This is a genomic window from Streptomyces sp. NPDC044064 (assembly GCF_056434245.1).
Genome location: NZ_JBWKFN010000003.1, coordinates 141,391 through 164,692, shown reverse-complemented (window position 1 = coordinate 164,692; position 23,302 = coordinate 141,391). Strand labels below are relative to the sequence as shown.

Genomic DNA, 23,302 nt, shown 5'->3' with positions numbered 1-23,302 from the left:
CTTTCCGCCCCCCCCCCCCCCCCCCCCCCCCCCCCTCCCCCTCCCCCCTCCCCCCCCCCCCCCCCCCCCCCCCCCCCCCCCCCCCCCCCCCCCCCCGCCAGGTGCACGAGCCGCGGGTACGGGGGGAACCCCGGCTCAGTGCTACGGCCGATGACCAGTCGGCTCACTCATTACTGCGCCGCGGGGTCCGGAAACGTCACACCCCTCGCGGAAAAATTTTCGCGGCACACAAAATCGCAGGTCACAGGCATGACGGGCACCAACAGAACTCAGAGCGCGGTGTACGACGGGCTCGGCGAGGGCACCGGTCCGGCGGCCTTCCGGTCCGGGCCGAGGGGCCCGAAGGCCGAGGGCGCGGGGCTGGCTGCGCCGCCCCGGCGGTCGTGGCGGTGGCCGTGGCCCCGGCCCTGGTGACCGTCGCCGTCGCCGCCCTGGCCGTTCCCGTCGCCGTCACCCTTGCCGTCGCCGTCGTCCCCGTGGCCCTTGCCGCCCTCGTCGTCGCCGGCTCCCTTGCCCGTACCGCCGGTGCCGTAGTGACCCGCCAGGACGGACTTGCAGTACGTGGTCACCCGCGAGGAGCCGCCCGCCAGGCCCTCCAGGACCCGCCTGCGGTCGGAGCCCAGCCCCTTGCCGTCCCGCAGGTCGCGGCAGGCCGCGTCGGCGACCTGCCACCAGGTGCCGGGGACCCCGGAGGCCTCACCGGAACCGGGCGTGGCACCCGGGTGCGTGCCCTGGTGGGTGGCCCCGCCGGAGGGGGCGAGGGTCCCGCTCGTACCGCCGTCGGGCGCGTCCGTGCTCGGGCGGATGCCATCGGGGGACTGCGGCGAGGCGTGCGGCTGCCCGGGGCTCTGGGCGGCGGAGACGGAGGAGGCGGGATCCGGGTGATCGTCGTGGAACGGGATCGGCAGCACTCCGCTGCCGGCGGCCATGGCGACCCCGCCGAGTGTGCCCGCGGCCACCGCCGCTGCGAGTGCAAAGCGCACCGGGCGGGCCCAGCGCGGGCGACGGGCGCGGATTCCGGTACGGGCCGGGGAGCCGATGCGGACCAGGCCCGCGTCGGTGACGCCCGCGGGCCGGCCGGAGCGCCCGGCGGGGGTGCCGTCGCCGAGCGCGGCGGCGGTCCGTTCGGCCTCGGCCGCCTCGCGGGCTTTGCGGAACGCGGCCAACGCACCCTGTTCGCCGGGGAGTTCACCGGCGGCGGGAGCCACCTCGGCGGAGAGTGCGCCCAGCGCCTTCGCAAGCCGTTCCGCCTGATCGGATGAGGAGGCGTCGACGGCTTCCAGCGACTCACCGCGCAGCAGACGTTCCGCCATATCACGGGTAAGCCACTTGTTGTGCTCGTCGGCCATCACATGTCCTTCTGCGTCCTCGCACGCGTATGCGTCACAGTTGCGGACGTCACCGCTCGACCACGCGGTTCTCGCTGGGGAGGGAGCGCGTCGAGCACGCCCGCCGATTCCGGATCGTCACCGAGCAGCTCCGCAAGCCGCTTCAGACCGCGGTGCGCGGCGGTGCGTACGGCGCCCGCGCGCTTGCCGAGGGTCTCGGCCGCGGACTTGGCGTCCAGGCCGACCACCACGCGCAGCACCACCGCCTCGGCCTGGTCCTGCGGAAGCCGGGCGATGAGGGAGAGGGTGCTGTCGGTGGCCAGGGCCTCGATGGCCTCGCCGGCCGTGTCGGACTCGGCGGCCCGGCCGGTCAGTTCCGTCTCGTCGCCGCCTATGGCGGGACGGCGGCCGCGCATCCGTATGTGGTCCAGGGCCCGGTTGCGGGCGATACGGGCGGCCCAGCCCCGGAAGCGGTCCGCGTCACCGCTGAACCGGTCGAGGTCCCTGGCTATCTGCAGCCAGGCCTCGGACGTCACGTCCTCGGCGTCAGGGTCGCCGACCAGCGTGCGTACGTATCCGAGCAGCCTCGGATGCACCGCGCGGTACACCGTACGGAACGCGGTCTCATCCCCGTCCTGTGCCGCACGCACCGCGGTGGTCAGCTCCGCGTCGTCCCCCAGCACCGCACTCCCTTTACGCCTGTCTTCGGTCGGCGCGAAAGGCACGTTACGGCGTGAATCCGCTCGCGTCCAGGTCGGTAGAAGATGCAACTAACTCGTGACACGCCGATGTGTGACAGAAAACGCACTCACGGCGCTGAAGGAAGTACGGGCCGCACGGCGGCCCGCGAGCGCGACGGCCGGGGCCTCTCCTGTGGGGGGTGGCGGCCCCGGCCGTTGCCCTGGCGCCGCACGGTGCCGTCGAGCCGAGGTCCGACAGTGGGTGAATCCTCGCGCCGGCAGATGAATCCTCACGTCCGGCAGCGGGGAACGACGTTACTTCTTCCCGCCGGACTTCCCGGGGCCGGCGGAGCCGGTGGGCTTCACGCCCGCCTTGCCGCTGTTGTCACCATTGCCGCTACTGCTGCTGTTGCCACTGCTGCTGTCGGAACTGCTGCGCCCATTGCCGCTGTTGCGCGTCTTGTCGCCCTTGTGACCCTTGTCGCCGGTCGCGCCGTCGGCACGTGCGATCCGCCCGGCGCAGTAGCCGGCGACCTTCTCCTGGCCGCCCGCCGCCGTGACGAGCCGCTGCCAGGCCGTCGCGTCGAGGGCCTTGCCATGGTCCTTGACCTGCTCGTAGGCACGGCAGTGGGCCAGGGTGTCCTTCGCCGCGGCCGGGTGACGGGGGCGCGCCGAAGCACCTGCGGACCCGGGAGCGGCCGGTTTCGCGCTCGAGTGTCCCGGGGCGCTCGCCGAGGGCCTCTTCTGCTGCCCGGCGTCGTCCTTCCGGGATCCGACGGAGTCGATCGCGGCGAAGGCGACGCCGCCCAGCGTGACGCTCGCGAGGAACACCGAAAGCGTGGCCTTCAGCGAGAGCCGGGCGCCGCGCGCCTGCCGCGGCCGCCAGTCGTCCCGGCGCCGGGTGCGCAGCGCGTGCGCCCCGGAGTCACGGGCGGCGCAGAACGCGGCCACGGCGCGCCGCTCGGCCTCGGGGTCGACATCGCCCGAGGCTGCGCCCCGGCTGAGCGCGGCACCGAGCAGCGCCTCGAAGGCGGGGTCCCGGGCGGTCCGGTCGGCCGGGGCCGGCCCGAGGACGGTGCCGCCAGGGTGCCCGCGCCGGCGGCCGGGCTCGTCGCCGCTGTGCCGTTCACCCATGTCCGTTCCCGATCCTGTTCCTAGTGCGGCCCGCCCGGCGTCCCGGATCTGCCGGGGGCCTCGGCCCACTGTCTCTGCAGAATCCATACGGCCGGCGGCCGTCAGCGTTCATTTCGACTCCCCCAGCGTCCGGGAGCCGTCATCCGTCACACCTGCGTCCACCGCGTCCTGGACGCCCAGCTGGCGGGCGAGCCGCTTCAGCCCCCGGTACGCGGCGGTACGGACCGCACCCGGGCGTTTGCCGAGGACGCGCGCCACGGAGGGGCCGTCGAGGCCGACGACCACCCGCAGCAGGACGGCCTCGGCCTGGTCGCGCGGCAGCGACCGGACCAGTTCCAGGGCGCGCTCGGTGGAGATGGACTCCAGCGCCTGTTCGTGGGTGCTGTGCGGCCCCGGCAGGTCCAGTACGTCCTGTTCGAGCGTCGTCCCCCGGGGCCGTACCCGCTGCCTGCGCAGGTGGTCCAGCGCCCGGTGCCGGGCGATGGTCGCGGTCCAGCCGCGGAACCCCGCGCCGTCCCCCCGGAACCTGCCGAGGTCGCGGGATATCTCCAGCCAGGCGTCGGAGGCCACGTCCTCGGCGTCCTCTCCGACGAGACCGCGCAGATAGCCGAGCAGGCCCGGCTGCACGATCCGGTAGGCCACCGCGAAAGCGTTCTCGTCACCGTCCTGGGCCCGTGCGACGGCCGCGCCCAATTCCCCGTCGTACGTCTGCACGCGGCGGGGTTCCCTTCCGTGGCCCAAGAACCGTCCTCGTCCGTACCGAGCCCGGGCCGCGCCCGCGCTCGCCTCGAATCCCCTCGTGCGACACGGTCGCCCGTGTCCCACGCCCCACGGTCATCAGCGCCGGAGCTCACAGATTTGTCACAGTCGGCGGCGGGCTCCCGGTCGCAGCCCGCCGCGACCTCGGCGGTCGCGCCGGTCCCGTTGGCATGTACGAGATGGGCGACACCGAGGGCTACGTTCCCTTCCCGCAGCCCGGGGGCCTGATCCCCTGGGCCGAGTCCAATTCGGGGGATTCCTTCTACTGGAGGACGAGCCCCGCGGACCCGGACGCATGGCCGGTGGTCGTCCGAACGGACAACGCCGAGTGGTTCGAGTTCCCGGTCGGCGCCGTCGAGTTCCTGGCCGGCGTGTACGGGCGCACCATCGATGTGCCGGGCATGCCCGGGAACTTCCCCGGCGAAAACCCGCAGGTGCTCGGCCTGAGCGAACGGCCCTAGGGGCGCCGCCGGGTGTTCATGCGGAGGCGGACGCGTCGCGGCAGAGCAGGCGCAGGGAGCCCTGGCCGGCGAAACAGCGGCGGGCCTCCTCGACGGGATCCCACAACTTGCCGTCGGGTGTGCGGATCCAGTGGTCGCCGCCGGTCGACCACCACTCGGCGCCGGTCTGGCGGACGATGACCTCGCCGGCGTAGGCGCCGAAGCCGCGCAGCACGTTCTCGACCGCCGCGTAGGGCGGATCCTCGCGGCGGATGTCCTCGATCATCCGGTCCACCCGCCACAGACTCTGTGCCGAGTAGTCGAGCCGCACCCGCGCGCCCTCGCGCATGGCTGCCACCGCGTCGGCCGCCCACCGGACGGGCTTGGCCGCCGCGTGCGGCCTGGTCTCCTGCTGTGGTGTCACGTACTGCGCTGTCACATAGGGAGAAGCGGGCGGGGCCCGGCATCCGTCACCCGGATCGGGCCACGTTTCCCAACCGGTGCAGGACCACCCCACCGCCACCGCACGACAGCCACAGGACTCCCCCGGAACCGGGGTTTGAACTCCGGTCAGCCGCGGCTGCGGGCGCGGCGGGACACGACCGCCTGCAGCACCCGGCGGCCCTCCACCGAGACGTCCAGGGCGCGGCGCAGCCCGTTCGGGCCGTGCTCGGCGAGGAGTTCCAGGACGACGACCTGGCGGCGCAGCTCGGCGGCGACGAGCGGGGACGCGTCCGTGTCGCCGCCCTCGCGCCCGGTCTCCGGCTCGTCGGCCGACGAGCCGCCGCCCGCCGCCGGGTCGAGAAGCCGGTGGATGCGCAGGGAGGCGACGGAGCAGGCGTCGGCCCAGGCCCGTATCTCCTCGGCGGTGCGCTCGGCCGGGGCAGCGTCCAGCATGCGGTGGGCGAGGTGCTCGGCCTCGGCCTCGCCGGCCTGCGCCGGGCCGAGGGCGCCCCGCGCCTTCTCCAGGCCTGCGGCCCACTCGGAGCCGTCGACGAGGCTCGCCCACAGCGGGCGCAGCACCTCGTCGTCACCGCCCAGCAAGGGCACACACCGGTCCAAACAAGCCAGCCCACTGGCAGCCAGTCCGCGTTCGTCGGCCTGAGCGATCAGTTCCACCAGGCTCATGAAAGCCTCCCTCGCCAGGGCGCCGCCTTTACGGAGCCCGCACTTCCCCTAACTGCGTGCGACTGCGAGAGAGTGTCACAGCAGTGGGTTTTCAGCCAAGAGCCGGGACAAACACAGGTCCGGCGAGTGCCTTCTCGTGCTGCATGCGGGTCAGCCGCAGCACGAACAGGACGGCGAGCGCGGCGGCCAGGATGTCGACGCCGTCGGCGATCATGACGTGCAGCGCGGCGTCCCGGATCGCCGGGGCGGTGCGCGCCGCCTCGTACTCGCTCTGCATGAGCCGGCCGACGGCGGTGGAGAGCAGCCAGAACCCCCACCAGGCGTTGATCAGCCCGTGCCGCGCCCGCACACCGGCGGGGTGGCTGGCGTCCCAGACGTCCAGGGCGATGCGCCGCGGGAAGTAGAAGTTCGCGATGGGCACCACCCAGCCGGCGACGGTCCAGGCGCGCGACTTGCTGTGTCCGTCGGGGCTGAACACCTCGGCGTTCACCCGCACCCGGTAGAACCAGACCAGGAACACGACCGAGCAGACCAGCCAGAGCACACTCTGGGCGCCCCCCGCCACCGAGTACAGGGCGTCCGCCCGGTCGGCGCGCGCGGAGAGACGTCTGCCGAAAGCGCCGGTGCCCGCCGCGAGGTCGTCCGCCACGCGGTACACGTTCAGACCGGCCACGACGGCCACCAGGTCGGCCAGGGCGACCAGGCCGAGCAGCACGGCAGTGGCCCTGCCGGGCCCGACCGGCGAACGCAGCCGGGCGCCCTTCGAGCCGGCGCTCATGACATCGGTGCTCATGGTGAATCCCCCCGCGTGCCCCAAGTACGTCGTGGCACGCGGAAGATACGGTTCACCGGCCTGGCATGTCCACCTGATGAATCAGCCCAGCCGGTCGGCCAGCTGCTTGAACTGCGCCCAGGACAGGGCGGGCTTACGCGGGTCCCACAGCTTCTGCACGGTGGCCCGCAGCGGCATCCGGATGCCTGCCGCGACCTGGTCCTGCGTCTGGGCGCCTGCGATGTCGCTCCACACCGCGAAGGACCCGCCGAGTATCTGGCCGTCGTAGCTCGCCGGTACGGCGGTCGTGCCGCGCAGCACCCGCGGGTTCCACTGCTCGTAGATGCGCTGCCCGGTCGGATAGACGAAGGTCTGCGGCTCCCCCAGCACGTAGTACAGGAACTCGTCGTTGTAGTTGAGCACCTTGCGGCCCGCGCTCAGGTACTCCACCGGCTGCCGGGCGCCGATCTCCTTGCCGGTCCAGTAGGCGACCTGGAGGTCCTTGGCGGGCTGCACCGACGTGTTGCGGAAGAAGCCGTCGTTCCAGGCCCGCATGGTCCGGTCGTGGGCGCGCACGGTGGCGGCCCGGTCGTTCAGCCAGCCGGTGGCGAGGTCGGCGACGGTCGCGCCGGACCCGTACTTCTGCCGGGCGGCGGCCGCCAGTTGCGGATACGACGCCTGCGGGTTCGCCACGGTCAGCGCCTGGTACTCGTCGCCGCCGAGATGCCACTGGTCACCGGTGAAGAGCCCGGCGTACTCACCCAGCAGGTCGTCGACGATCTTCGCGGCGGCGGGCTTGGAGATGTCGACCGCGCCCCGGGTCGCCACCCCGTTCACGTTGCGCAGCTGCAGGTCGGGGTGGGCCGCGATGACCGCGCCCAGATGCCCGGGCGAGTCGATCTCGGGCACGACGGTGATGTGCCGGGCGGCCGCGAGCCCGACGATCTGTTTGACCTGCGCCTTGGTCAGATGGTCCTTGGAGACGATCTCGGGGTGGGTGCCGGACTCGATCCGGAAACCCTGGTCGTCGGAGAAGTGCAGCCCCAGCTCGTTGTACTTCAGGTCCCCCAGCTCGCGTATCCGGTCCTCGATCCAGGACGCGGTGTACGGCTTGCGCGCGATGTCCAGCATGAAGCCCCGCCGCGGCTTGGCGGGCTCGTCCCGTACGACGCCCTCCGGCGCCGTACCGCCCCCGTGGACCTCCTGCTTGAGGGTGCGGGTGCCGTAGAAGACGCCCGCATCGGCGGGCCCGCTGATCTCGACCCGCCCGTCGCGCACGGTCATCGTGTACGACTCCGGGTTCCCGCCCCCGCCGCCCAGGGCCAGCCGCAGATCGCCGGCCCGGACGTCGTCCTTCTCCCCCGCGTACGACAGCCCCAGCTCCCCGGCTATCAGCCGCCCCTCGTCGGCCAGCTGCGGATCGCTCACCACCACCCGCTCGCCCCGCTGTGCGCGCCAGCCGGGACCGCGGGCCGGGGTGTGGGAGCGCACCGCGGGTATGGTGCGCGGCGCCTGGGAGAGCGGATAGGACCGGCTGGGCGAGGGACTGCTCGGCGTGGTGGCGTGCCCGGACCCGGCACCCGAAGTGCGGTCCGACGGCGCCTGCGCCGCGCTCCCCACCGGTTTCCCGCCACCGCCGCCGTCCGCCGAGGCCCACACGCCGACGCCCACGCCGAGCGCGACGGTTCCCGCGAACGCGGCGCTCACGACCGCCCGCTTCCGCCTCACCTGCTGCGCCGAGGCCCGGCGCCTGTGCTGGCTCACCCAGCCAACGTACGTCCGATCGAGGATTCATTCGTCACCGAGACGTTCCGAAACTCTCCCGTTGGAGTGAAATTCGGGCATCCGTCGGACACACAGTGACCACTCTCGATAACGTGATGACACACCTTTCACGACATCCCCTGCCACACCACATGTGACGCGAGGACCCACGCTGCCTGCGCACCGTCTCCCGTACCTCCCCAAACCGCTGGACGCCTTCAACGCCGCACCCGCCGACGAGTCCCGCGCCCTGCTCCTGAACTGCCTGCGCAGCCTGCACTGGTCCCGTCGCCTGACCGAGCACCGCCCCTACCCCGACCTGGACTCGCTCCTGGCGGCGGCGAACGAGGCGGCGTACGACCTGGCGCCGGGGGATCTGTCCGAGGCGCTGGCGAGCGAGTCCCTGCCCGAGCTGCCGGAGGACACGTACTCCGCCGCCCACACGGCCCTGAGCGCGGCCCACGCGGCCTACGAGGCCCGGTTCGGACACGTTTTCGTCATCTATCTGGGTGATTGTCCTCGCGAGGAGGCCCTCGACCGCATCCTCGAAGGCATCCGATCACGATTGACGAACGATCCGGAGGAGGAGCGGGTCATAGCGGCGGAAGAACTCCGGCGCCTCGCGGGGCAGCGGCTGTCCCAGCTCCTCGGGGACTCGTTGCCGCATCCACCAGCGGCTCCGCCGCGGGACGCGGCCGGCCACAACGCGCCCGCGCCCGGCAAATGACCGGACACGCCACCCCAGTAGCCGCAGCGCAATAGCCCATCCGATGCCAGTTTGATCACACAGGTAGGCCCCCCGTAAGCGGCGGCGCACCGCATGGATACGATGCTGAGGGCCGGTGGACCGTACCCGGCCGGGCCCGACCGACACCGAAGCCGGCGCGGCCCTAGTCCCCGCTCCCGGAGGGTTCTTCCGTGCCGGCTGGAACGCTGTACCGCGGCCGGGAAGGAATGTGGTCCTGGGTGGCTCATCGAGTCACCGGCGTCCTCATCTTCTTCTTCCTGTTCGTTCACGTGCTGGACACCGCACTCGTCCGTGTCTCCCCCGAGGACTACGACAAGGTCGTAGCCACGTACAAGACGCCGATCGTCGCGTTGTTGGAGTACGGCCTCGTCGCCGCCATCCTCTTCCACGCGCTCAACGGCCTGCGCGTCATCGCCGTCGACTTCTGGTCGAAGGGACCGCGCTACCAGAAGCAGATGCTCTGGACCGTCGTCGGCGTCTGGGTCGTCCTGATGGCCGGGGCGATCTACCCCGTTCTCGGCCACGCCGCTCGTGTTCTGTTCGGGAGCTGACGCCCATGTCCACGACTGAAACCACCGCGTCCGGAGTCGGCCCCGTCGAGGGCGCCCCCGTCTACACGGTCGACAACCCGGCCCCGCTCATCGAGGCGCCGCGCAAGCGGACCAAGAAGACCCCCCGGTCCACCCGGGGCAACTTCGAGATGGCGGCCTGGCTGTTCATGCGCCTGTCCGGCGTCGTGCTGGTCGTCCTCGTCCTCGGCCACCTGCTGATCCAGCTCGTGCTGGACGGCGGCGTCTCCAAGATCGGCTTCGCCTTCGTGGCCGGCCGCTGGGCGTCCCCGTTCTGGCAGGTCTGGGACCTGCTGATGCTCTGGCTCGCCATGCTGCACGGCGCCAACGGCCTGCGCACGGTCATCAACGACTACGCGGAGCGCGCGAACACCCGGCTGTGGCTCAAGGGGCTGCTCTACACCGCCACGGTGTTCACCATCCTGCTGGGCACGCTGGTGATCTTCACCTTCGACCCGAACATCCGCTAGGCACGGGGCTGCGAGAATCATGAAGATCCACAAGTATGACACCGTCATCGTCGGCGCCGGCGGCGCGGGCATGCGCGCCGCCATCGAGTCGACGAAGCGCAGCCGCACCGCGGTCCTGACCAAGCTCTACCCCACCCGCTCCCACACGGGCGCCGCGCAGGGCGGCATGGCCGCCGCGCTGGCCAACGTGGAGGAGGACAACTGGGAGTGGCACACCTTCGACACGGTCAAGGGCGGTGACTACCTGGTCGACCAGGACGCCGCCGAGATCCTGGCGAAGGAGGCCATCGACGCCGTCCTCGACCTGGAGAAGATGGGCCTGCCGTTCAACCGGACGCCCAACGGGACCATCGACCAGCGCCGGTTCGGCGGTCACTCCCGCAACCACGGTGAGGCCCCGGTCCGCCGGTCCTGCTACGCGGCCGACCGCACCGGCCACATGATCCTCCAGACGCTGTACCAGAACTGCGTCAAGGAGGGCGTGGAGTTCTTCAACGAGTTCTACGTCCTGGACCAGCTGATCACCGAGGTCGACGGCGTCAAGAAGTCGGCCGGTGTGGTGGCGTACGAGCTGGCCACCGGTGAGATCCACATCTTCCAGGCGAAGGCCGTCATCTACGCCTCCGGCGGCACCGGCAAGTTCTTCAAGGTGACGTCGAACGCCCACACGCTGACCGGTGACGGCCAGGCCGCCGTCTACCGCCGCGGTCTGCCGCTGGAGGACATGGAGTTCTTCCAGTTCCACCCGACCGGCATCTGGCGCATGGGCATCCTGCTGACGGAGGGCGCCCGTGGTGAGGGCGGCATCCTCCGCAACAAGGACGGCGAGCGCTTCATGGAGAAGTACGCGCCGGTCATGAAGGACCTCGCGTCCCGTGACGTCGTCTCCCGCTCCATCTACACGGAGATCCGCGAGGGCCGTGGCTGTGGTCCCGAGGGCGACCACGTCTACCTGGACCTCACGCACCTCCCGCCGGAGCAGCTGGACGCGAAGCTCCCGGACATCACCGAGTTCGCGCGCACCTACCTCGGCATCGAGCCCTACACGGACCCGATCCCGATCCAGCCGACCGCGCACTACGCCATGGGCGGCATCCCGACGAACGTCGAGGGTGAGGTCCTTCTCGACAACACCACCGTCGTCCCGGGCCTGTACGCGGCCGGCGAGGTCGCCTGTGTGTCCGTGCACGGTGCCAACCGCCTCGGCACCAACTCGCTGCTGGACATCAACGTGTTCGGCCGCCGTGCGGGCATCGCCGCCGCCGAGTACTCCCACACGGCCGACTTCGTCGAGCTGCCGGAGAACCCGGAGGCCTTCGTCGTCGAGCAGATCGAGCAGCTGCGCAACTCCACCGGCACCGAGCGGGTCGCCCAGATCCGTCGCGAGCTGCAGGAGACCATGGACGCCAACGTCATGGTGTTCCGCACCGAGCAGACGATCAAGACCGCGGTCGAGAAGATCGCCGAGCTGCGCGAGCGCTACAGGAACGTGGCGATCCAGGACAAGGGCAAGCGGTTCAACACGGACCTGCTGGAGGCCATCGAGCTGGGCAACCTGCTCGAGCTGGCCGAGGTCATGGCGGTCTCGGCCCTGGCCCGCAAGGAGTCCCGCGGCGGTCACTACCGCGAGGACTACCCGAACCGCGACGACGTCAACTTCATGCGCCACACGATGGCGTACCGCGAGGTCGGCGCCGACGGCTCGGAATCCGTCCGTCTCGACTACAAGCCGGTCGTCCAGACCCGCTACCAGCCGATGGAGCGTAAGTACTGATGGCAACTCCTGTTCTGGACAAGGTGGAGGCGGAGGCCGCGGCCTCTCCCTACATCACCGTCACCTTCCGGGTCCGCCGCTTCAACCCGGAGGTCTCGGCCGAGGCGACGTGGGAAGACTTCCAGCTGGAAATCGACCCGAAGGAGCGTGTCCTCGACGGTCTCCACAAGATCAAGTGGGACGTCGACGGCACCCTCACCTTCCGCCGTTCCTGCGCGCACGGCATCTGCGGTTCGGACGCGATGCGGATCAACGGCAAGAACCGCCTTGCGTGCAAGACGCTGATCAAGGACATCAACCCCGAGAAGCCGATCACGGTCGAGCCCATCAAGGGCCTCACGGTCCTGAAGGACCTGGTCGTGGACATGGAGCCGTTCTTCCAGGCGTACCGGGACGTGATGCCCTTCCTGATCACGAAGGACACCAACGAGCCGACGCGCGAGCGTCTGCAGTCCGCCGAGGACCGTGAGCGCTTCGACGACACGACGAAGTGCATCCTCTGCGCCGCCTGCACGTCCTCCTGCCCGGTGTTCTGGAACGACGGCCAGTACTTCGGTCCGGCCGCGATCGTGAACGCCCACCGCTTCATCTTCGACAGCCGTGACGAGGCTGGCGAGCAGCGCCTGGAGATCCTCAACGACCGGGACGGCGTGTGGCGTTGCCGCACGACCTTCAACTGCACGGACGCCTGCCCGCGCGGTATCGAGGTCACCAAGGCGATCCAGGAGGTCAAGCGCGCGCTGATCACGCGTCGCTTCTGATCCACCCTCGCCCAGGGCGAGTTGGGCCCCGTCTCCGGTTCCGCCGGGGGCGGGGCCCTCGCCGTACAACCCTCACGCCTCGTCAGGCGTCTCCTGTGTACTCGGATCACAGGAGACACATGTTCACGCACAGGAAGCTCCGCCTGGCGCTCGCGACGGCCACGGCCGCCTCGCTCGCCGGCGGGCTGCTGGCCCTCTCTGCCCAGACGGCCACTGCGGCGACCCCCGCCAAGTACGCCGACGACTTCAACGGCGACGGCTACCGGGACTACGCGGTCGGCTGGTCGGGGGAGGTCACCGTCACCTACGGCACCGCGACGGGTCCCGGCACCGTGACGAAGAAGTTCACCCAGAACAGCGCCGGCATCCCCGGAAAGGCGGGCGACGCCGGAGGGTACGGCGACATGTTCGGCGAGGGGCTCGCGAACGCGGACTTCAACCGCGACGGTTACGCCGACCTGGCGGTCGCGGACCGCAGCGAGAAGGTGGGCACGAAGGCCGGAGCGGGCGCGGTCACCATCCTGTGGGGCGCCAAGGCGGGCCTCGGCGCGAAGGCCACCCGGATCCCCGTCACGGCCCACGCCGACTACGGGTTCGGCACCGCGTTGGCCACCGGTGACTTCAACGGCGACGGAAAGGCGGACCTGGCCGTCGCCGACGGCGTGCACACCGTCCACATCTACCGCGGCGGCTTCTCCCAGTCCGGTACGACGGGCGCGGTCACCCGGCACGGGTACTCCGGCGGCATCCTCGAACCGACCGCTCTCGTCGCCGGAAAGGTCACCAAGGACAAGGCGACCGACCTTTACGTCCTCGGCCAGGGCTACAAGAACGACAAGATGACCCAGGCCGCCTGGTTCCTGCGCGGCGGGACCACCGTCAGGCCGGGCAGGTTCACGACGTACGACGCGTCGTCACCGGACTACAGCCCGACCGGAGTCATCGCCGACTTCGACAAGAACGGCTACGGGGACCTGGCCGTCAGCGACACCCCGTACAACAAGCACGCGGGCTCGGTCGTCGTCCTGCGCGGCGGCTCCAGCGGCCCGACCACCTCCTACCGCCTCACCCAGTCGACGGCGGGTGTGGCCACCGCCGCCACGGCGCACGACAGCTTCGGTTCCGGTCTCTCCGCCGCCGACACCAACCGCGACGGCTACCCGGATCTGGCGGTCGGCGTGTCCGAGGAGAAGGTCGGCACGGTCAAGCAGGCGGGTGGCGTCCACGTCCTGCGGGGCGGCGCGCACGGTCTGACCGGCACCGGCTCCCAGTGGTTCACCCGCGCCACCGCGGGCGTACCGGGCGACGCCACGCAGTACGGGGACTTCGGCAGGTACGTCCGCCTGCGCGACTTCGACCGGGACGGTGACGCGGACCTGCTGGTGTCGAACGACTACTACAGCCCGGGTGTGCTGCTCCGCGCGGGCGCGACCGGCATCACGACCGACGGGGCGACGGAGCAGGCGCTGATCGCCGCCTTCCCGCAGTAGCCCGCGCGTCCGCGCCCACCCGAGGAGCCCCGCCGAATCCGCTTCGGTGGGGCTCCTCGCATCTTGTCCCGCTCAGCCCCTAATCTGACGACATGTCAGACGAAGAGTCGTACGAACTGCTCGGGTTCGACAACGTGCTGCTGCCCGTCGGTGACCTCGGTGAGGCCGTCGGGTTCTACGAGCGGGCCGGGTTCACCGTCGGGTTCCGGTTCGACGAGGCCGGGATCGCACTGCTGAAGGTCGGCGGCGAGACGCCCGGGATTCTGCTGCGCGTCGAGGACGGGCTGGGGCAACGGCCGCCACTGTGGCCCTCGCCGCGCCTGTGGCTGGAGGTGCCGGACGCCCGGGCCGCGGCGCGGGAGCTGGCCGCCGCCGGCATTCCGGCACTGGACGAGGTGTTCCCGGTGGCCACCGGCTGGACCGTCGAGATCGCCGATCCCTGGGGAAACGTCCTCGGGTTCACCGACTACAGCAAACGGCGGGCCCTGGGCCGCAGGGGATGAGACGAGGGTCTCCCCGCACTCCCCGCCCATTGAGTTGAACATGTTCAAAAGCAGGTCTACAGTCATGCCTGTCAGCGTTTTGAACGCGTTCAAGAAGGGGTGGGGCGCATGGACCGCATCGTCATCGCCTATGTCATCTACCTGGTCGTCAGCATCTCGCTGACCGTCTGGGTGGCCCGCACGCTCAGCCACAACGGCCGGGTCTTCCTCGCCGACGTGCTGCAGGGCAACGAGAAGCTGGCAGACGCCGTCAACCATCTCCTGGTGGTCGGCTTCTACCTCGTCAACCTCGGCTTCGTGGCCCTGTTCCTGACCGACAACAGCGATGTCGGCGACACCCGGGCCGTCTTCGAGGTGCTGTCGGTCAAGCTCGGCGTGGTGCTGCTGGTGCTCGGCGCGATGCACCTGGGCAACGTGTACGTGCTGAACAAGATCCGGCGGCGCGGGATCATGGAGCGCGAGCAGCAGCCCCCGGTGAACCCGCAGGGCTGGATGCCGCCGACGGTCGGGGCGTGACGGCCGTGACCGCCACGGACGGCCGGGGCGCCACGGGCGTCCCGGTCCGCCGGCTGACCGTCCTGTACGACGCCGAGTGCGCCCTGTGCACCCATCTGCGCGACTGGCTGGTACGGCAGCCGCAGCTGGTGCCCCTGGAGCTGGTGCCGGCCGGATCCGCCGAGGCCCGCAGGCGCTACCCGGGGCTCGACCACGCCGCCACCCTCGACGAGATCACCGTGCTCGGCGACTCCGGCCAGGTCTACCAGGCCTCCCGCGCCTGGATCGTCGTCCTGTGGGCCCTGCGTGAACACCGCCCGCTCGCCCACAGGCTGAGTACCCCGGCCGGGGCCAAGCTGGCCCGGGGCGCGGCGCTGGCGGCCGCGAAATGGCGGGGTGCGCTGTGGGGCGGTACGCGGCAGGGCGGTGCGCAGTGGGGCGGTGCGCAGTGGGGCGGGCAGTCCTACCAGGGCACGGACGGGTGGTCGTACGACCCCGGCACGGGCTGGAGTTACAACCCGCCGTCCTGTTCAGACGGTGCCTGCCCGACTGGTTAGGCTCCTCCCGTGCCCGCGAAGAACGACGGCCCCGAGGCCGGCTCCCCGACCAAGTCCGAGCAGACCCGCGCCCTGATCCTGGAGACCGCCATGCGGATGTTCCAGGAGCGGGGCTACGACAAGACGACCATGCGGGCCATCGCCACGGAGGCCGGGGTCTCCGTGGGCAACGCCTACTACTACTTCGCGGGCAAGGAGCACCTGATCCAGGGCTTCTACGACAGGATCGCCGCCGAGCACCAGGTGGCGGTCCGGGAGGTCCTGGACCGGGAGACCGACCTGGAGGCGCGGCTCGCGGGCGTGCTGACCGCGTGGCTGGACATCGCCAAGCCGTACCACGAGTTCGCGGTGCAGTTCTTCAAGAACGCCGCCGACCCCGACAGCCCGCTCAGCCCGTTCTCACCGGAGAGCGAGCACGCCCGCGAGCAGGCCATCAGCGTCCACCGCGAGGTGCTGGCCGGCTCCAAGTCCAAGGTCGCACCCGAACTCCGTGACGTGCTGCCGGAGTTGATGTGGCTCTCCCAGATGGGCCTCGTCCTGTACTGGGTGTTCGACCGCACCGAGGGACGTGAGCGCAGCTACCGGCTGGCCCGCCGGGGCGCACGGCTGACTGCACGCGGCGTCGCCCTGGCCCGCTTCCGGGTGCTGCGTCCCCTCGTGCTCGAAGTCCACGAACTGTTCACGGACTTCCTGCCGGGGATGACGAAGGCACTGCCGGACCCGGGGGCCAGGGCGCACCGCGACGAGACGGGCTGATCAGATCCACTGCAGACGCCACAGGCGGAAGACGCCCGTGCCGTCCGTGAGGTACTGGCCGCCACCGACGTCCTCGGTGCTCACCACGTACTCCTTGCGCTGCCACAGCGGGATCAGCGGCACATCGGTCGCCACGTCCGCCTGGATGTCGTGGAAGTCGTTCGCGGCCCGCGTGCGGTCGGCGTACTGCTGGCTGTCCAGGATGAGGTGGTCGACGACCTTGTTGCTGTAGCCGGTGGCCATGGTGGAGCCGGTGGCGACGAGCGGGGAGCCGAAGGTGTCCGGGTCGGGATAGTCGGCCACCCAGCCGACCGCCCACGCGTCCATCTTCCCGGCGGCCCAGCGCTTCTGGAAGTCGGTCCACTCATAGCCCTGGACGTCCACCTTGAACAGGCCGCCCGCCTCCAGCTGCTTCTTCAGCTCCGCGGCCTCCTCCTCGCCCGCGCCCCGGTTCTTGCCGTAGCCGAAGGTGAAGTGCACCGGCAGGGTCACCCCGGCCTGGGTGAGCAGATCCCGCGCCTTCTGGGTGCTCTGCGTCGGGTAGTCGTCGAAGAAGGACGTGGTGTGGCCGGTGATGCCGGTCGGGATCAGCGAGTACAGCGGGTCGACCGTGCCCTCGTACACCTTGGAGGCCAGCTTCTCGCGGTTGACCAGCCAGGCCAGGGCGCGGCGCACGCGCACGTCGTGCAGCGGCGAGTTCGCGCGGGTGTTGAGGTAGAGGTTGCGGGTCTCGGCGCTGTCGGACTCCGTGACCCGGTTGTTCGGGTCGCTCGGGTTCAGCCGGGACAGCATGCTCGGCGGCAGCGTCCGGGTGGCCACGTCGACCTGCTTGCCCTGCCAGGCGCTGTTGAGCCGGTCGGAGTCGGTGTAGTAGCGCAGCTCGATCGGGCGGCCGGTGCCGTTCAGGTAGCCCCGGTAGTTCCCGTACGGGTCGAGGTCGGCCTTCTTGTCCTTCGTGTACGACGTCAGCGTGTACGGACCGGTGCCGTCGACGCCGTCGTCCTTGCGCAGGGCGGTGGCCGGGTACTTGTCCTTGTCGACGATGGAACCGGCACCCGTGGCGACCTTCAGCGGGAAGGTGGCGTCCGGGGACGACAGATGGAAGGTGACCGTCGTCGCGCTGTCCGCGCTCACCGAGCCGAGCGTGGAGAACAGCGACGCCGGGCCGACGGGGGCGTCGATCTTCTTGACCCGCTCGAAGGAGTACCGGACGTCCTCTGCGGTCATCTTGCGCCCGCTCGGGAAGGTGATGTCGTCCCGCAGCCGGCACTGGTACGTCTTCAGCCCGCTGCCCACGAAGCCGCAGCTCTTCGCGGCGTCCGGGATCGGCTGGACACCGCCCGGCTCGAAGGTGAGCAGCGTCTGGAAGACGTTGCTGAACAGGGCCCAGGAACCGGCGTCGTACGCGCCCGCTGGGTCCAGTGAAGTGACGGCGTCGGTCGTACCGACCGAGATCGTCTTGTTCTTGTCCGTCTGCGACGGCAGCAACTGCCAGCCGCCGATTCCCACGACGGCGAGTACGAGCAGCGTCACGAGAATGCGCATGCGAAAAGATCGCATGGTGGTGCCCTCCCCAGGCCCTCCAGGGCCCTACCCCTGGCCAGCACAATTTCGCCACTCCCCTAAGCGGCGCCGCTCACCTAATCACAGGACTTTCACCCGGGGGAAGGGCTTTCTGACCAGATGTGGAAGAACTTACCGAGACGTTGTTCCGCCGGGTTTCACAGCGCCTTCACAGCGGTGGGGAGAGTTCTGGTCACGCGCGCGTCGCGGCGAGCTCGATCACCGTGACGTCCGACGGCGCCCCGACACGCGTGGGCGGGCCCCACGCGCCCGCGCCCCGGCTGACGTACAGCTGTGTGTCGCCGTACCGGTCGAGACCGGCCACGGTCGGATTGGCCGCGGCGGCGACGAGGTTGCCGGGCCAGAGCTGGCCGCCGTGGGTGTGGCCGGACAACTGGAGGTCGACGCCGTACCGGACGGCCTCGTGGATCTGCACCGGCTGGTGGGCGAGGAGCACGCAGGCCCGTGCCGGGTCCCGGTCCCCGAGCGCCTTCCGGAAGTCCGGCCCCTGGCCCTCGCTCTCGCCCTGGAGGTCGTTCACCCCGGCCAGGTCGAAGTAGGGCAGCTCGGTGCGGGCGTTCTCCAGCGGGTGCAGGCCGAGCGTGCGCACCTCGGCGACCCACTGTTCGGCGCCGGAGAAGTACTCGTGGTTGCCGGTGACGAAGAACGCCCCGTGCCGGGCGGTGAGCTGGGCGAGGGGCGCCGCGGCCGGGCCGAGGTCCTTGACGCTGCCGTCCACCAGATCGCCGACGACCGCGATCAGGTCGGGCCGGGTGGCGTTGACGGTGTCGACGACCCGCTGCGCGAAACCGCGGCCCAGGACGGGTCCGAGGTGGATGTCGCTGACGACGGCGATCCGGAAGCCGTGTGCGGCGCGCGGCAGTTTGGCGAGCGGTACGGTGACCCGCTTCACCCGGGGCCCGCGCAGGACGCCGTAGGTGCCCTGGCCGACGGTCCCCACGGCCGCGGCGGCCGCGGCTCCGCCGATGACACGGGAGACGACGAGGCGGCGGCCGGGGTTCTGTGCCGCGGGTTCCCGGGTCGGTTGCGGTGCCGCGGCGGGCGTACCGGAGGGCTCCGCCTCCTGGACCCCCGGCAGGTGCCCGGCCGCCACCCGGCGCTGCGGGCTGGGCAGCGGCTCCACGGGGTGCCGCCGGTCCAGGACGCGTCTCAGCAGCGGTCGTACCGCCTCTCCCGCCGCCACCGCCAGCAGCAGGTACAGCGCCAGCGCCATCCACAGGAAGCCGGGCCAGGCGAGGGTGCGCTGGAGCCAGAAGGGGGCACCCGAGCGTTCGGCGACCAGGGCCGTGATCATCAGGAGCGGACCGGCGACGAAGAGCGCCGTGCCGGCGCGGCGGGCGGGGCCCGGGCCGCGGGTCGTGTCACGGACCAGGCGGCGCCACACGTACCAGTGCCCCAGCACGAGGACGGCCAGGACGGCCGGCGCGACAAGGGCGAAGACGATGACCACGCTGTCGAGTTCCCCCGCTATGACGTCCGGCGCAGTGCGCGCAGTCCGCGCAACCCGATGACCCCGATGACCGTCCCCAATACGAAGGAAACGACCGCCAGCAGCAGGTGCACCCAGAAGTACGCGGTCGGGTGACCGTCGTCGAAGGCGAGACCGCTGCCGTCCTTGACCAGGTTCTTGACGAAAGTGACCCAGATGATCCAGCTCCACACCCCGAAGGCGAGCAGGAACCAGGAGACCGGGCGGCTCAGTTTCACAGGGACTGACCTTTCAACACAGTGCCGGGCACCCGCAGGCGGCCGTGGGTCCGGCCCGCTGCGCGGCAGTAATCGGATGCAGTGCCCCCCGGATGAGCACAGCATGCGACCAGTATCGCCGTTCGATGTCCGGTTCCGTTTCCGGGGTGGGGTGCGCGGCGGGACTTCGCAGCCCGTGCCGGGTACGTTCAGGGCCGTGCCCGCACCGAAGAAGACCGCCAGGCGATCCCTGCTGGTCACCACCGCCACGCTGCTGTCCCTGGCCGCCACCGCGCCCGCCGCGTTCGCGGCCCCGACCCCGTCGACGAGCCCGACGGCCACGCCTCCGGCGCGGATGTCGCAGGTCGGCGGAGCCCGGCTCGGGCTGCCCGGGACACAGGTGAACCTCGCCGCCGGCGTGCCCGTGCTCCCCAAGGACCTCACCGCCCGTTCCTGGATCGTCTCCGACGCCGAGTCCGGCGATGTGCTCGCCGCGCACAACGCGCACTGGCGGCTGCCCCCGGCGAGCACCCTGAAGATGCTGTTCGCCGACACCGTGCTGCCGAGGTTCCCGAAGACGACCGAGCACAAGGTGGTGCCGAACGACCTGGCCGGCATGGGCATCGGCTCCAGCGTGGTCGGGATAAGGGAAGGCCGCTCCTACTCCGTCCACGACCTGTGGCTCGGCGTCTTCCTGCGCTCGGGCAACGACGCCGTGCACGTGCTGTCCGCGATGAACGGCGGCGTCGCGCAGACCGTGAAGGACATGCAGGACCACGCCGACGAGCTGCAGGCCCTGGACACGCACGTGGTCAGCCCGGACGGCTACGACGAGCCGGGACAGCTGTCGTCGGCGTACGACCTGACGCTGTTCGCCCGCTCCGGGCTGCAGAAGAAGGACTTCCGCGACTACTGCTCGACGGTGCGGGCGAAGTTCGGGTCCGCCGAGATCCAGAACACCAACCGGCTGCTGAGCGGTGACACCGACGTGCCCGTCTACCGGGGCATCGCCGGGGTGAAGAACGGCAACACCACCAACGCGGGCGCCACCTTCACCGGTGTCGCCGAGCGGAGCGGCCGGGTGCTGCTGGTCACGGTGATGAACCCGGAGAAGCACGAGCACAACGAGGTCTACAAGGAGGCGGCCAAGCTGCTGGACTGGGGCTTCGAGGCGGCCGGCAAGGTCAGCCCGGTGGGCGAGCTGGCCCCGCCGAGGAGCGCCGCGCAGTCCACCCCGAGCCCCGGCGCCACCGCCTCCGCCTCCGCCGGAGCGGCGGGGACCACCGGCGGGTCCGGCTCGAAGCCGGTGGCGAGCTCCACCGCCGCGGGCGGCTCCGGCGGCATCGGGATCGCCCTGGCCGTCGCCGGCGGGCTGCTGGTGCTGCTCGGCGGCGGGGCGTTCCTGGTCAACCGCCGTTGGCCGCTGCCGGACCTGATGCGCCGTCGGACGCGCTCCTGACCTCCTGCGCACCGCTGTCCTCGCTCTGCGTCGCCGTCCAGGCGGCGCAGAACAGGAGGAGTTTCGCGGTGAAGTTGATCCACAGCAGCAGCGCGACGGGCACACCGAACGCGCCGTACATGCTCTTCGCGGCGACTCCCTGGATGTAGCCGCTGAGCAGCACCTTCAGCAGTTCGAAGCCGACCGCGCCGAGGAGCGCGGCCTCCAGCAGGCGGCGGCGCGGCGGTTCGACGCCGGGCAGCAGGGTCAGGACGTAGAGCAGGAGCAGGAAGTCGGCGAGCACGGCGACGGTGAACGCGGCGATCCGCAGCAGGACGGCGCCCCAGCCCGCCCGCTCGATGCCGAGGTGGTCGGTGCTCCAGCCCACCAGCGCTGAGGCGATGGTGGAGATGGCGAGGGTGGCGAGGAGGGCTCCGCCGAGGCCGATCAGGATGCCCGCGTCCTTGACCTTGGCCAGGACCGGGTTCCCCGTCCTGTCGGGCAGCTCCCACACCACGCGCAGACACTCGCGCATCTGGCCGACCCAGCCCATGCCGATGAACAGCAGCACGGCACCGGCGATGACTCCGACCGTACCGGCGTTCTGCACCAGGGAGTTGATGTCCAGCTGATCGGCGATGCCGGGGACCTGGTCGGCGATCTTGTGCTGCAGGTTCTTCTGCTGCGACTGGCTGAGCGTGGCGGCGGCGATCGCGGCGATCAGCGTCAGCAGCGGGAACAGCGCGACGAAACTGATGAAGGTCATCGCGGCGGCCAGCCGTGTCCACTTCACCCGGTCCAGCCGCTCGTACGCCTGCCACGCGTGCGTGGTCATCAGCCAGGTGACGATCGGCCCGATCCCGGGGAGCTTCTTCAGCCAGTCCATGATCGGACTCTGCCCGCTCCTGGTGGACGTCAACACCGCGTTTCTTCACCAGAACGGACATATGAGGGCGATACGGTCGGCTGTCATGAAGGACGCCACCGCTCTGCCCCAGTCCCTGCTCATCCTCGGCGGCACGTCCGAGATCGCGCTGGCCACCGCCCGCCGGCTGATCGCCCGCCGCACCCGCACCGTCTGGCTGGCCGGCCGCCCCTCACCCGCCCTGGACCGGGCGGCCGATCAGCTGCGCGCCCTGGGTGCCGACGTCCGCACCGTCGCCTTCGACGCCCTCGACCCCGAGTCCCACGAGGCGGCCCTCGGCAAGGTCTTCACCGAGGGCGACATCGACCTGGTGCTGCTCGCGTTCGGCATCCTCGGCGACCAGGCCCACGACGAACGCGAGCCCCTGCGTGCGGTCCGGGTCGCGCAGACGAACTACACCGGAGCCGTGTCGGCGGGCCTGGTCGCGGCCCGTGCCCTGCAGACCCAGGGCCACGGCTCCCTGGTGGTCCTCTCCTCCGCCGCCGGCGAACGGGCCCGCCGCGCCGACTTCATCTACGGCTCCAGCAAGGCCGGCCTCGACGCGTTCGCCCAGGGCCTCGGCGACGCACTCTTCGGCACCGGCGTGCACGTCATGGTCGTACGCCCCGGATTCGTCCGTACCCGCATGACGGCGGACCTGCCCGCGGCCCCGCTCGCCACCACCCCCGAGGCCGTCGCCACGGCCGTCGAACTGGGCCTGCGCCGCGGCTCGGAGACGGTGTGGGTGCCGGGCGCTCTGCGCCTGGTGATGTCGGCGCTACGACACGCGCCGCGTGCGCTGTTCCGGAGGCTGCCCCTGTAGCGGAGCGTCAGCGACTGGCGATCCGCCCGCGCTCGACGCCCGCGTGGCCCCCCTGTGCGGGCACCACGGATCCACCGAACATGTACTCCCGCAGCTTGCGCCACACGTCGTCGGCGCCCTGCTCGTACAGCGCGAACCCGGTGCACGGCCACTCGGCCTCGAAGCCGGCCAGCTCGGCGAAGGCACGGTCCATCGACGCCTCGTCGATGCCGTGCGCCACCGTGACGTGCGGGTGGTACGGGAACTGCAGCTCGCGTGCCACCGGACCCGAGGCGTCCCGCACCCGCTGCTGCAGCCGGGCGCAGGCCTCGGCACCCCGCGCGACACGCACATAGACGACCGGCGACAGGGGCCGGAAGGTGCCGGTCCCGCACAGCCGCATCGGGAACGGCCGGCCGGTCGCCGCGACCTGCGTGAGGTGCGCCTCGACCGCCGCCAGGTCGGCCGCGTCCACCTCGGTCGGCGGCAGCAGGGTGACATGCGTGGGGATGCCGTGGGCCGCGGCGTCACCGAAGCCCGCGCGCAGCTCCTGGAGCAGGCTGCCGTGAGGCTCCGGGACCGCGATCGACACGCCGATCGTTACGGTCCCCACGTCGTCTCCTGTCGTCGCGTGATGTCTTCCGGCCGTCTTCGCCGCCGTCGTCGTCGCGTCTGCGTCCGGGCCGTCGGCTATCGACTGTACGGCCACGGATGTCCCGTGGGCAGGCGCAGTGGAAGTGATGTGCAGCGCTCTGCCCGG

At 71.1% G+C, this 23,302-nt stretch carries 26 protein-coding genes; 13 read left to right on the top strand and 13 right to left on the bottom strand.

The genetic code is table 11. The features are described 5' to 3' along the window. Window positions 1-269 precede the first annotated feature (269 nt). The 4 genes from AC07DS_RS06220 to AC07DS_RS06205 all read right to left on the bottom strand — a co-directional run bounded on the left by AC07DS_RS06220 (window position 270) and on the right by AC07DS_RS06205 (window position 3,883). Window positions 270-1,349, bottom strand: a complete 1,080-nt coding sequence (locus AC07DS_RS06220) for a hypothetical protein (protein ID WP_479143129.1) — start codon at window positions 1,347-1,349, stop codon at window positions 270-272. Continuing rightward, window positions 1,349-2,011: an RNA polymerase sigma factor gene (locus AC07DS_RS06215; protein WP_479143127.1), complete on the bottom strand. Its 663-nt coding sequence runs from the start codon at window positions 2,009-2,011 to the stop codon at window positions 1,349-1,351. The genes AC07DS_RS06220 and AC07DS_RS06215 overlap by 1 nt, the downstream gene beginning before the upstream one ends. 312 nt (window positions 2,012-2,323) lie before the next feature. After that, window positions 2,324-3,142, bottom strand: coding sequence for a hypothetical protein (locus tag AC07DS_RS06210; protein WP_479143126.1), 819 nt, complete (start codon window positions 3,140-3,142; stop codon window positions 2,324-2,326). A gap of 108 nt (window positions 3,143-3,250) precedes the next feature. Continuing rightward, window positions 3,251-3,883, bottom strand: coding sequence for an RNA polymerase sigma factor (locus tag AC07DS_RS06205; RefSeq protein WP_479143124.1), 633 nt, complete (start codon window positions 3,881-3,883; stop codon window positions 3,251-3,253). A gap of 197 nt (window positions 3,884-4,080) precedes the next feature. On the opposite strand from AC07DS_RS06205, the gene AC07DS_RS06200 reads away from it, so the two are divergent. Beyond that, entirely contained in the window at window positions 4,081-4,362 is a 282-nt protein-coding gene (locus AC07DS_RS06200; RefSeq protein ID WP_479143122.1) for a hypothetical protein, read from the top strand. 16 nt (window positions 4,363-4,378) lie between these two features. Here the strand turns inward: AC07DS_RS06200 and AC07DS_RS06195 are convergent, their stop codons facing one another. The 4 genes from AC07DS_RS06195 to AC07DS_RS06180 all read right to left on the bottom strand — a co-directional run bounded on the left by AC07DS_RS06195 (window position 4,379) and on the right by AC07DS_RS06180 (window position 7,948). Further along, window positions 4,379-4,765, bottom strand: a complete 387-nt coding sequence (locus AC07DS_RS06195) for a hypothetical protein (RefSeq protein WP_479143121.1) — start codon at window positions 4,763-4,765, stop codon at window positions 4,379-4,381. 146 nt (window positions 4,766-4,911) lie between these two features. Further along, complete coding sequence (locus AC07DS_RS06190) at window positions 4,912-5,469, bottom strand: hypothetical protein (RefSeq protein WP_479143119.1); 558 nt, start codon at window positions 5,467-5,469, stop codon at window positions 4,912-4,914. Between the two features lie 91 nt (window positions 5,470-5,560). Beyond that, complete coding sequence (locus AC07DS_RS06185; RefSeq protein WP_479143118.1) at window positions 5,561-6,262, bottom strand: DUF4328 domain-containing protein; 702 nt, start codon at window positions 6,260-6,262, stop codon at window positions 5,561-5,563. Between the two features lie 81 nt (window positions 6,263-6,343). Then, complete coding sequence (locus AC07DS_RS06180) at window positions 6,344-7,948, bottom strand: beta-N-acetylhexosaminidase (RefSeq protein WP_479143555.1); 1,605 nt, start codon at window positions 7,946-7,948, stop codon at window positions 6,344-6,346. A gap of 211 nt (window positions 7,949-8,159) precedes the next feature. Between AC07DS_RS06180 and AC07DS_RS06175 the strand changes: the two genes are divergently transcribed. The 10 genes from AC07DS_RS06175 to AC07DS_RS06130 all read left to right on the top strand — a co-directional run bounded on the left by AC07DS_RS06175 (window position 8,160) and on the right by AC07DS_RS06130 (window position 16,128). After that, window positions 8,160-8,732 (top strand): 2-oxo-4-hydroxy-4-carboxy-5-ureidoimidazoline decarboxylase, encoded by a 573-nt coding sequence (locus AC07DS_RS06175; RefSeq protein WP_479143116.1) that lies wholly within the window; start codon window positions 8,160-8,162, stop codon window positions 8,730-8,732. A gap of 191 nt (window positions 8,733-8,923) precedes the next feature. After that, window positions 8,924-9,304 (top strand): succinate dehydrogenase, cytochrome b556 subunit, encoded by a 381-nt coding sequence (sdhC, locus tag AC07DS_RS06170; protein WP_043406142.1) that lies wholly within the window; start codon window positions 8,924-8,926, stop codon window positions 9,302-9,304. 5 nt (window positions 9,305-9,309) lie between these two features. Continuing rightward, the gene (locus tag AC07DS_RS06165; protein WP_145879716.1) at window positions 9,310-9,792 is read left to right on the top strand and encodes a succinate dehydrogenase hydrophobic membrane anchor subunit; all 483 of its coding nucleotides are present in this window, start codon (window positions 9,310-9,312) and stop codon (window positions 9,790-9,792) included. 19 nt (window positions 9,793-9,811) lie between these two features. Next, window positions 9,812-11,566, top strand: coding sequence for a succinate dehydrogenase flavoprotein subunit (gene sdhA / locus AC07DS_RS06160; RefSeq protein ID WP_479143114.1), 1,755 nt, complete (start codon window positions 9,812-9,814; stop codon window positions 11,564-11,566). Further along, window positions 11,566-12,327, top strand: coding sequence for a succinate dehydrogenase iron-sulfur subunit (locus tag AC07DS_RS06155; protein WP_479143112.1), 762 nt, complete (start codon window positions 11,566-11,568; stop codon window positions 12,325-12,327). The genes sdhA and AC07DS_RS06155 overlap by 1 nt, the downstream gene beginning before the upstream one ends. A gap of 119 nt (window positions 12,328-12,446) precedes the next feature. Then, window positions 12,447-13,817: an FG-GAP and VCBS repeat-containing protein gene (locus AC07DS_RS06150; protein ID WP_479143110.1), complete on the top strand. Its 1,371-nt coding sequence runs from the start codon at window positions 12,447-12,449 to the stop codon at window positions 13,815-13,817. A 92-nt stretch (window positions 13,818-13,909) separates the two neighbouring features. Further along, window positions 13,910-14,320: a VOC family protein gene (locus AC07DS_RS06145; RefSeq protein ID WP_479143108.1), complete on the top strand. Its 411-nt coding sequence runs from the start codon at window positions 13,910-13,912 to the stop codon at window positions 14,318-14,320. Window positions 14,321-14,428: 108 nt separating this feature from the next. Next, a complete protein-coding gene (locus AC07DS_RS06140; protein ID WP_479143106.1) occupies window positions 14,429-14,836 on the top strand; it encodes a hypothetical protein in 408 nt (135 codons plus the stop codon). Beyond that, entirely contained in the window at window positions 14,833-15,372 is a 540-nt protein-coding gene (locus AC07DS_RS06135) for a thiol-disulfide oxidoreductase DCC family protein (protein WP_479143104.1), read from the top strand. The genes AC07DS_RS06140 and AC07DS_RS06135 overlap by 4 nt, the downstream gene beginning before the upstream one ends. 9 nt (window positions 15,373-15,381) lie before the next feature. Continuing rightward, window positions 15,382-16,128 carry a TetR/AcrR family transcriptional regulator gene (locus tag AC07DS_RS06130; RefSeq protein ID WP_145879704.1) on the top strand — a complete coding sequence of 249 codons (747 nt, stop codon included), beginning with the start codon at window positions 15,382-15,384 and terminating at the stop codon, window positions 16,126-16,128. Here the strand turns inward: AC07DS_RS06130 and AC07DS_RS06125 are convergent, their stop codons facing one another. From AC07DS_RS06125 to AC07DS_RS06115, 3 genes are all read right to left on the bottom strand, one after another. Beyond that, window positions 16,129-17,673 (bottom strand): ABC transporter substrate-binding protein, encoded by a 1,545-nt coding sequence (locus AC07DS_RS06125; protein WP_479143102.1) that lies wholly within the window; start codon window positions 17,671-17,673, stop codon window positions 16,129-16,131. 211 nt (window positions 17,674-17,884) lie between these two features. Further along, the gene (locus AC07DS_RS06120; protein WP_479143100.1) at window positions 17,885-19,162 is read right to left on the bottom strand and encodes a metallophosphoesterase; all 1,278 of its coding nucleotides are present in this window, start codon (window positions 19,160-19,162) and stop codon (window positions 17,885-17,887) included. A gap of 17 nt (window positions 19,163-19,179) precedes the next feature. Continuing rightward, complete coding sequence (locus AC07DS_RS06115) at window positions 19,180-19,419, bottom strand: SCO4848 family membrane protein (RefSeq protein WP_145879698.1); 240 nt, start codon at window positions 19,417-19,419, stop codon at window positions 19,180-19,182. A gap of 196 nt (window positions 19,420-19,615) precedes the next feature. Between AC07DS_RS06115 and AC07DS_RS06110 the strand changes: the two genes are divergently transcribed. Further along, entirely contained in the window at window positions 19,616-20,857 is a 1,242-nt protein-coding gene (locus tag AC07DS_RS06110; protein ID WP_479143098.1) for a D-alanyl-D-alanine carboxypeptidase family protein, read from the top strand. Here the strand turns inward: AC07DS_RS06110 and AC07DS_RS06105 are convergent. After that, window positions 20,805-21,722 carry a YihY/virulence factor BrkB family protein gene (locus AC07DS_RS06105; RefSeq protein ID WP_479143096.1) on the bottom strand — a complete coding sequence of 306 codons (918 nt, stop codon included), beginning with the start codon at window positions 21,720-21,722 and terminating at the stop codon, window positions 20,805-20,807. The two genes, AC07DS_RS06110 and AC07DS_RS06105, sit on opposite strands and share 53 nt — an antisense overlap. 85 nt (window positions 21,723-21,807) lie before the next feature. Here AC07DS_RS06105 and AC07DS_RS06100 point away from each other — a divergent pair, with 85 nt between their 5' ends. Further along, window positions 21,808-22,563 (top strand): decaprenylphospho-beta-D-erythro-pentofuranosid-2-ulose 2-reductase, encoded by a 756-nt coding sequence (locus tag AC07DS_RS06100; protein ID WP_479143095.1) that lies wholly within the window; start codon window positions 21,808-21,810, stop codon window positions 22,561-22,563. 7 nt (window positions 22,564-22,570) lie between these two features. Here AC07DS_RS06100 and AC07DS_RS06095 read toward each other — a convergent pair whose 3' ends face one another. Further along, window positions 22,571-23,155 (bottom strand): 2'-5' RNA ligase family protein, encoded by a 585-nt coding sequence (locus tag AC07DS_RS06095; protein ID WP_479143093.1) that lies wholly within the window; start codon window positions 23,153-23,155, stop codon window positions 22,571-22,573. Between the last annotated feature and the right edge of the window lie 147 nt (window positions 23,156-23,302).

Coding starts and splice junctions, on each gene's coding strand:
- AC07DS_RS06140 (WP_479143106.1), top strand. CDS start 14,429: ATGGACCGCATCGTCATCGCCTATGTCATCTACCTGGTCGTCAGCATC.
- AC07DS_RS06100 (WP_479143095.1), top strand. CDS start 21,808: ATGAAGGACGCCACCGCTCTGCCCCAGTCCCTGCTCATCCTCGGCGGC.
- AC07DS_RS06150 (WP_479143110.1), top strand. CDS start 12,447: ATGTTCACGCACAGGAAGCTCCGCCTGGCGCTCGCGACGGCCACGGCC.
- AC07DS_RS06125 (WP_479143102.1), bottom strand. CDS start 17,673: ATGCGCATTCTCGTGACGCTGCTCGTACTCGCCGTCGTGGGAATCGGC.
- AC07DS_RS06220 (WP_479143129.1), bottom strand. CDS start 1,349: ATGGCCGACGAGCACAACAAGTGGCTTACCCGTGATATGGCGGAACGT.
- AC07DS_RS06210 (WP_479143126.1), bottom strand. CDS start 3,142: ATGGGTGAACGGCACAGCGGCGACGAGCCCGGCCGCCGGCGCGGGCAC.
- AC07DS_RS06105 (WP_479143096.1), bottom strand. CDS start 21,722: ATGGACTGGCTGAAGAAGCTCCCCGGGATCGGGCCGATCGTCACCTGG.
- AC07DS_RS06155 (WP_479143112.1), top strand. CDS start 11,566: ATGGCAACTCCTGTTCTGGACAAGGTGGAGGCGGAGGCCGCGGCCTCT.
- AC07DS_RS06190 (WP_479143119.1), bottom strand. CDS start 5,469: ATGAGCCTGGTGGAACTGATCGCTCAGGCCGACGAACGCGGACTGGCT.
- AC07DS_RS06200 (WP_479143122.1), top strand. CDS start 4,081: ATGGGCGACACCGAGGGCTACGTTCCCTTCCCGCAGCCCGGGGGCCTG.
- AC07DS_RS06185 (WP_479143118.1), bottom strand. CDS start 6,262: ATGAGCACCGATGTCATGAGCGCCGGCTCGAAGGGCGCCCGGCTGCGT.
- sdhA (WP_479143114.1), top strand. CDS start 9,812: ATGAAGATCCACAAGTATGACACCGTCATCGTCGGCGCCGGCGGCGCG.
- AC07DS_RS06145 (WP_479143108.1), top strand. CDS start 13,910: ATGTCAGACGAAGAGTCGTACGAACTGCTCGGGTTCGACAACGTGCTG.
- AC07DS_RS06165 (WP_145879716.1), top strand. CDS start 9,310: ATGTCCACGACTGAAACCACCGCGTCCGGAGTCGGCCCCGTCGAGGGC.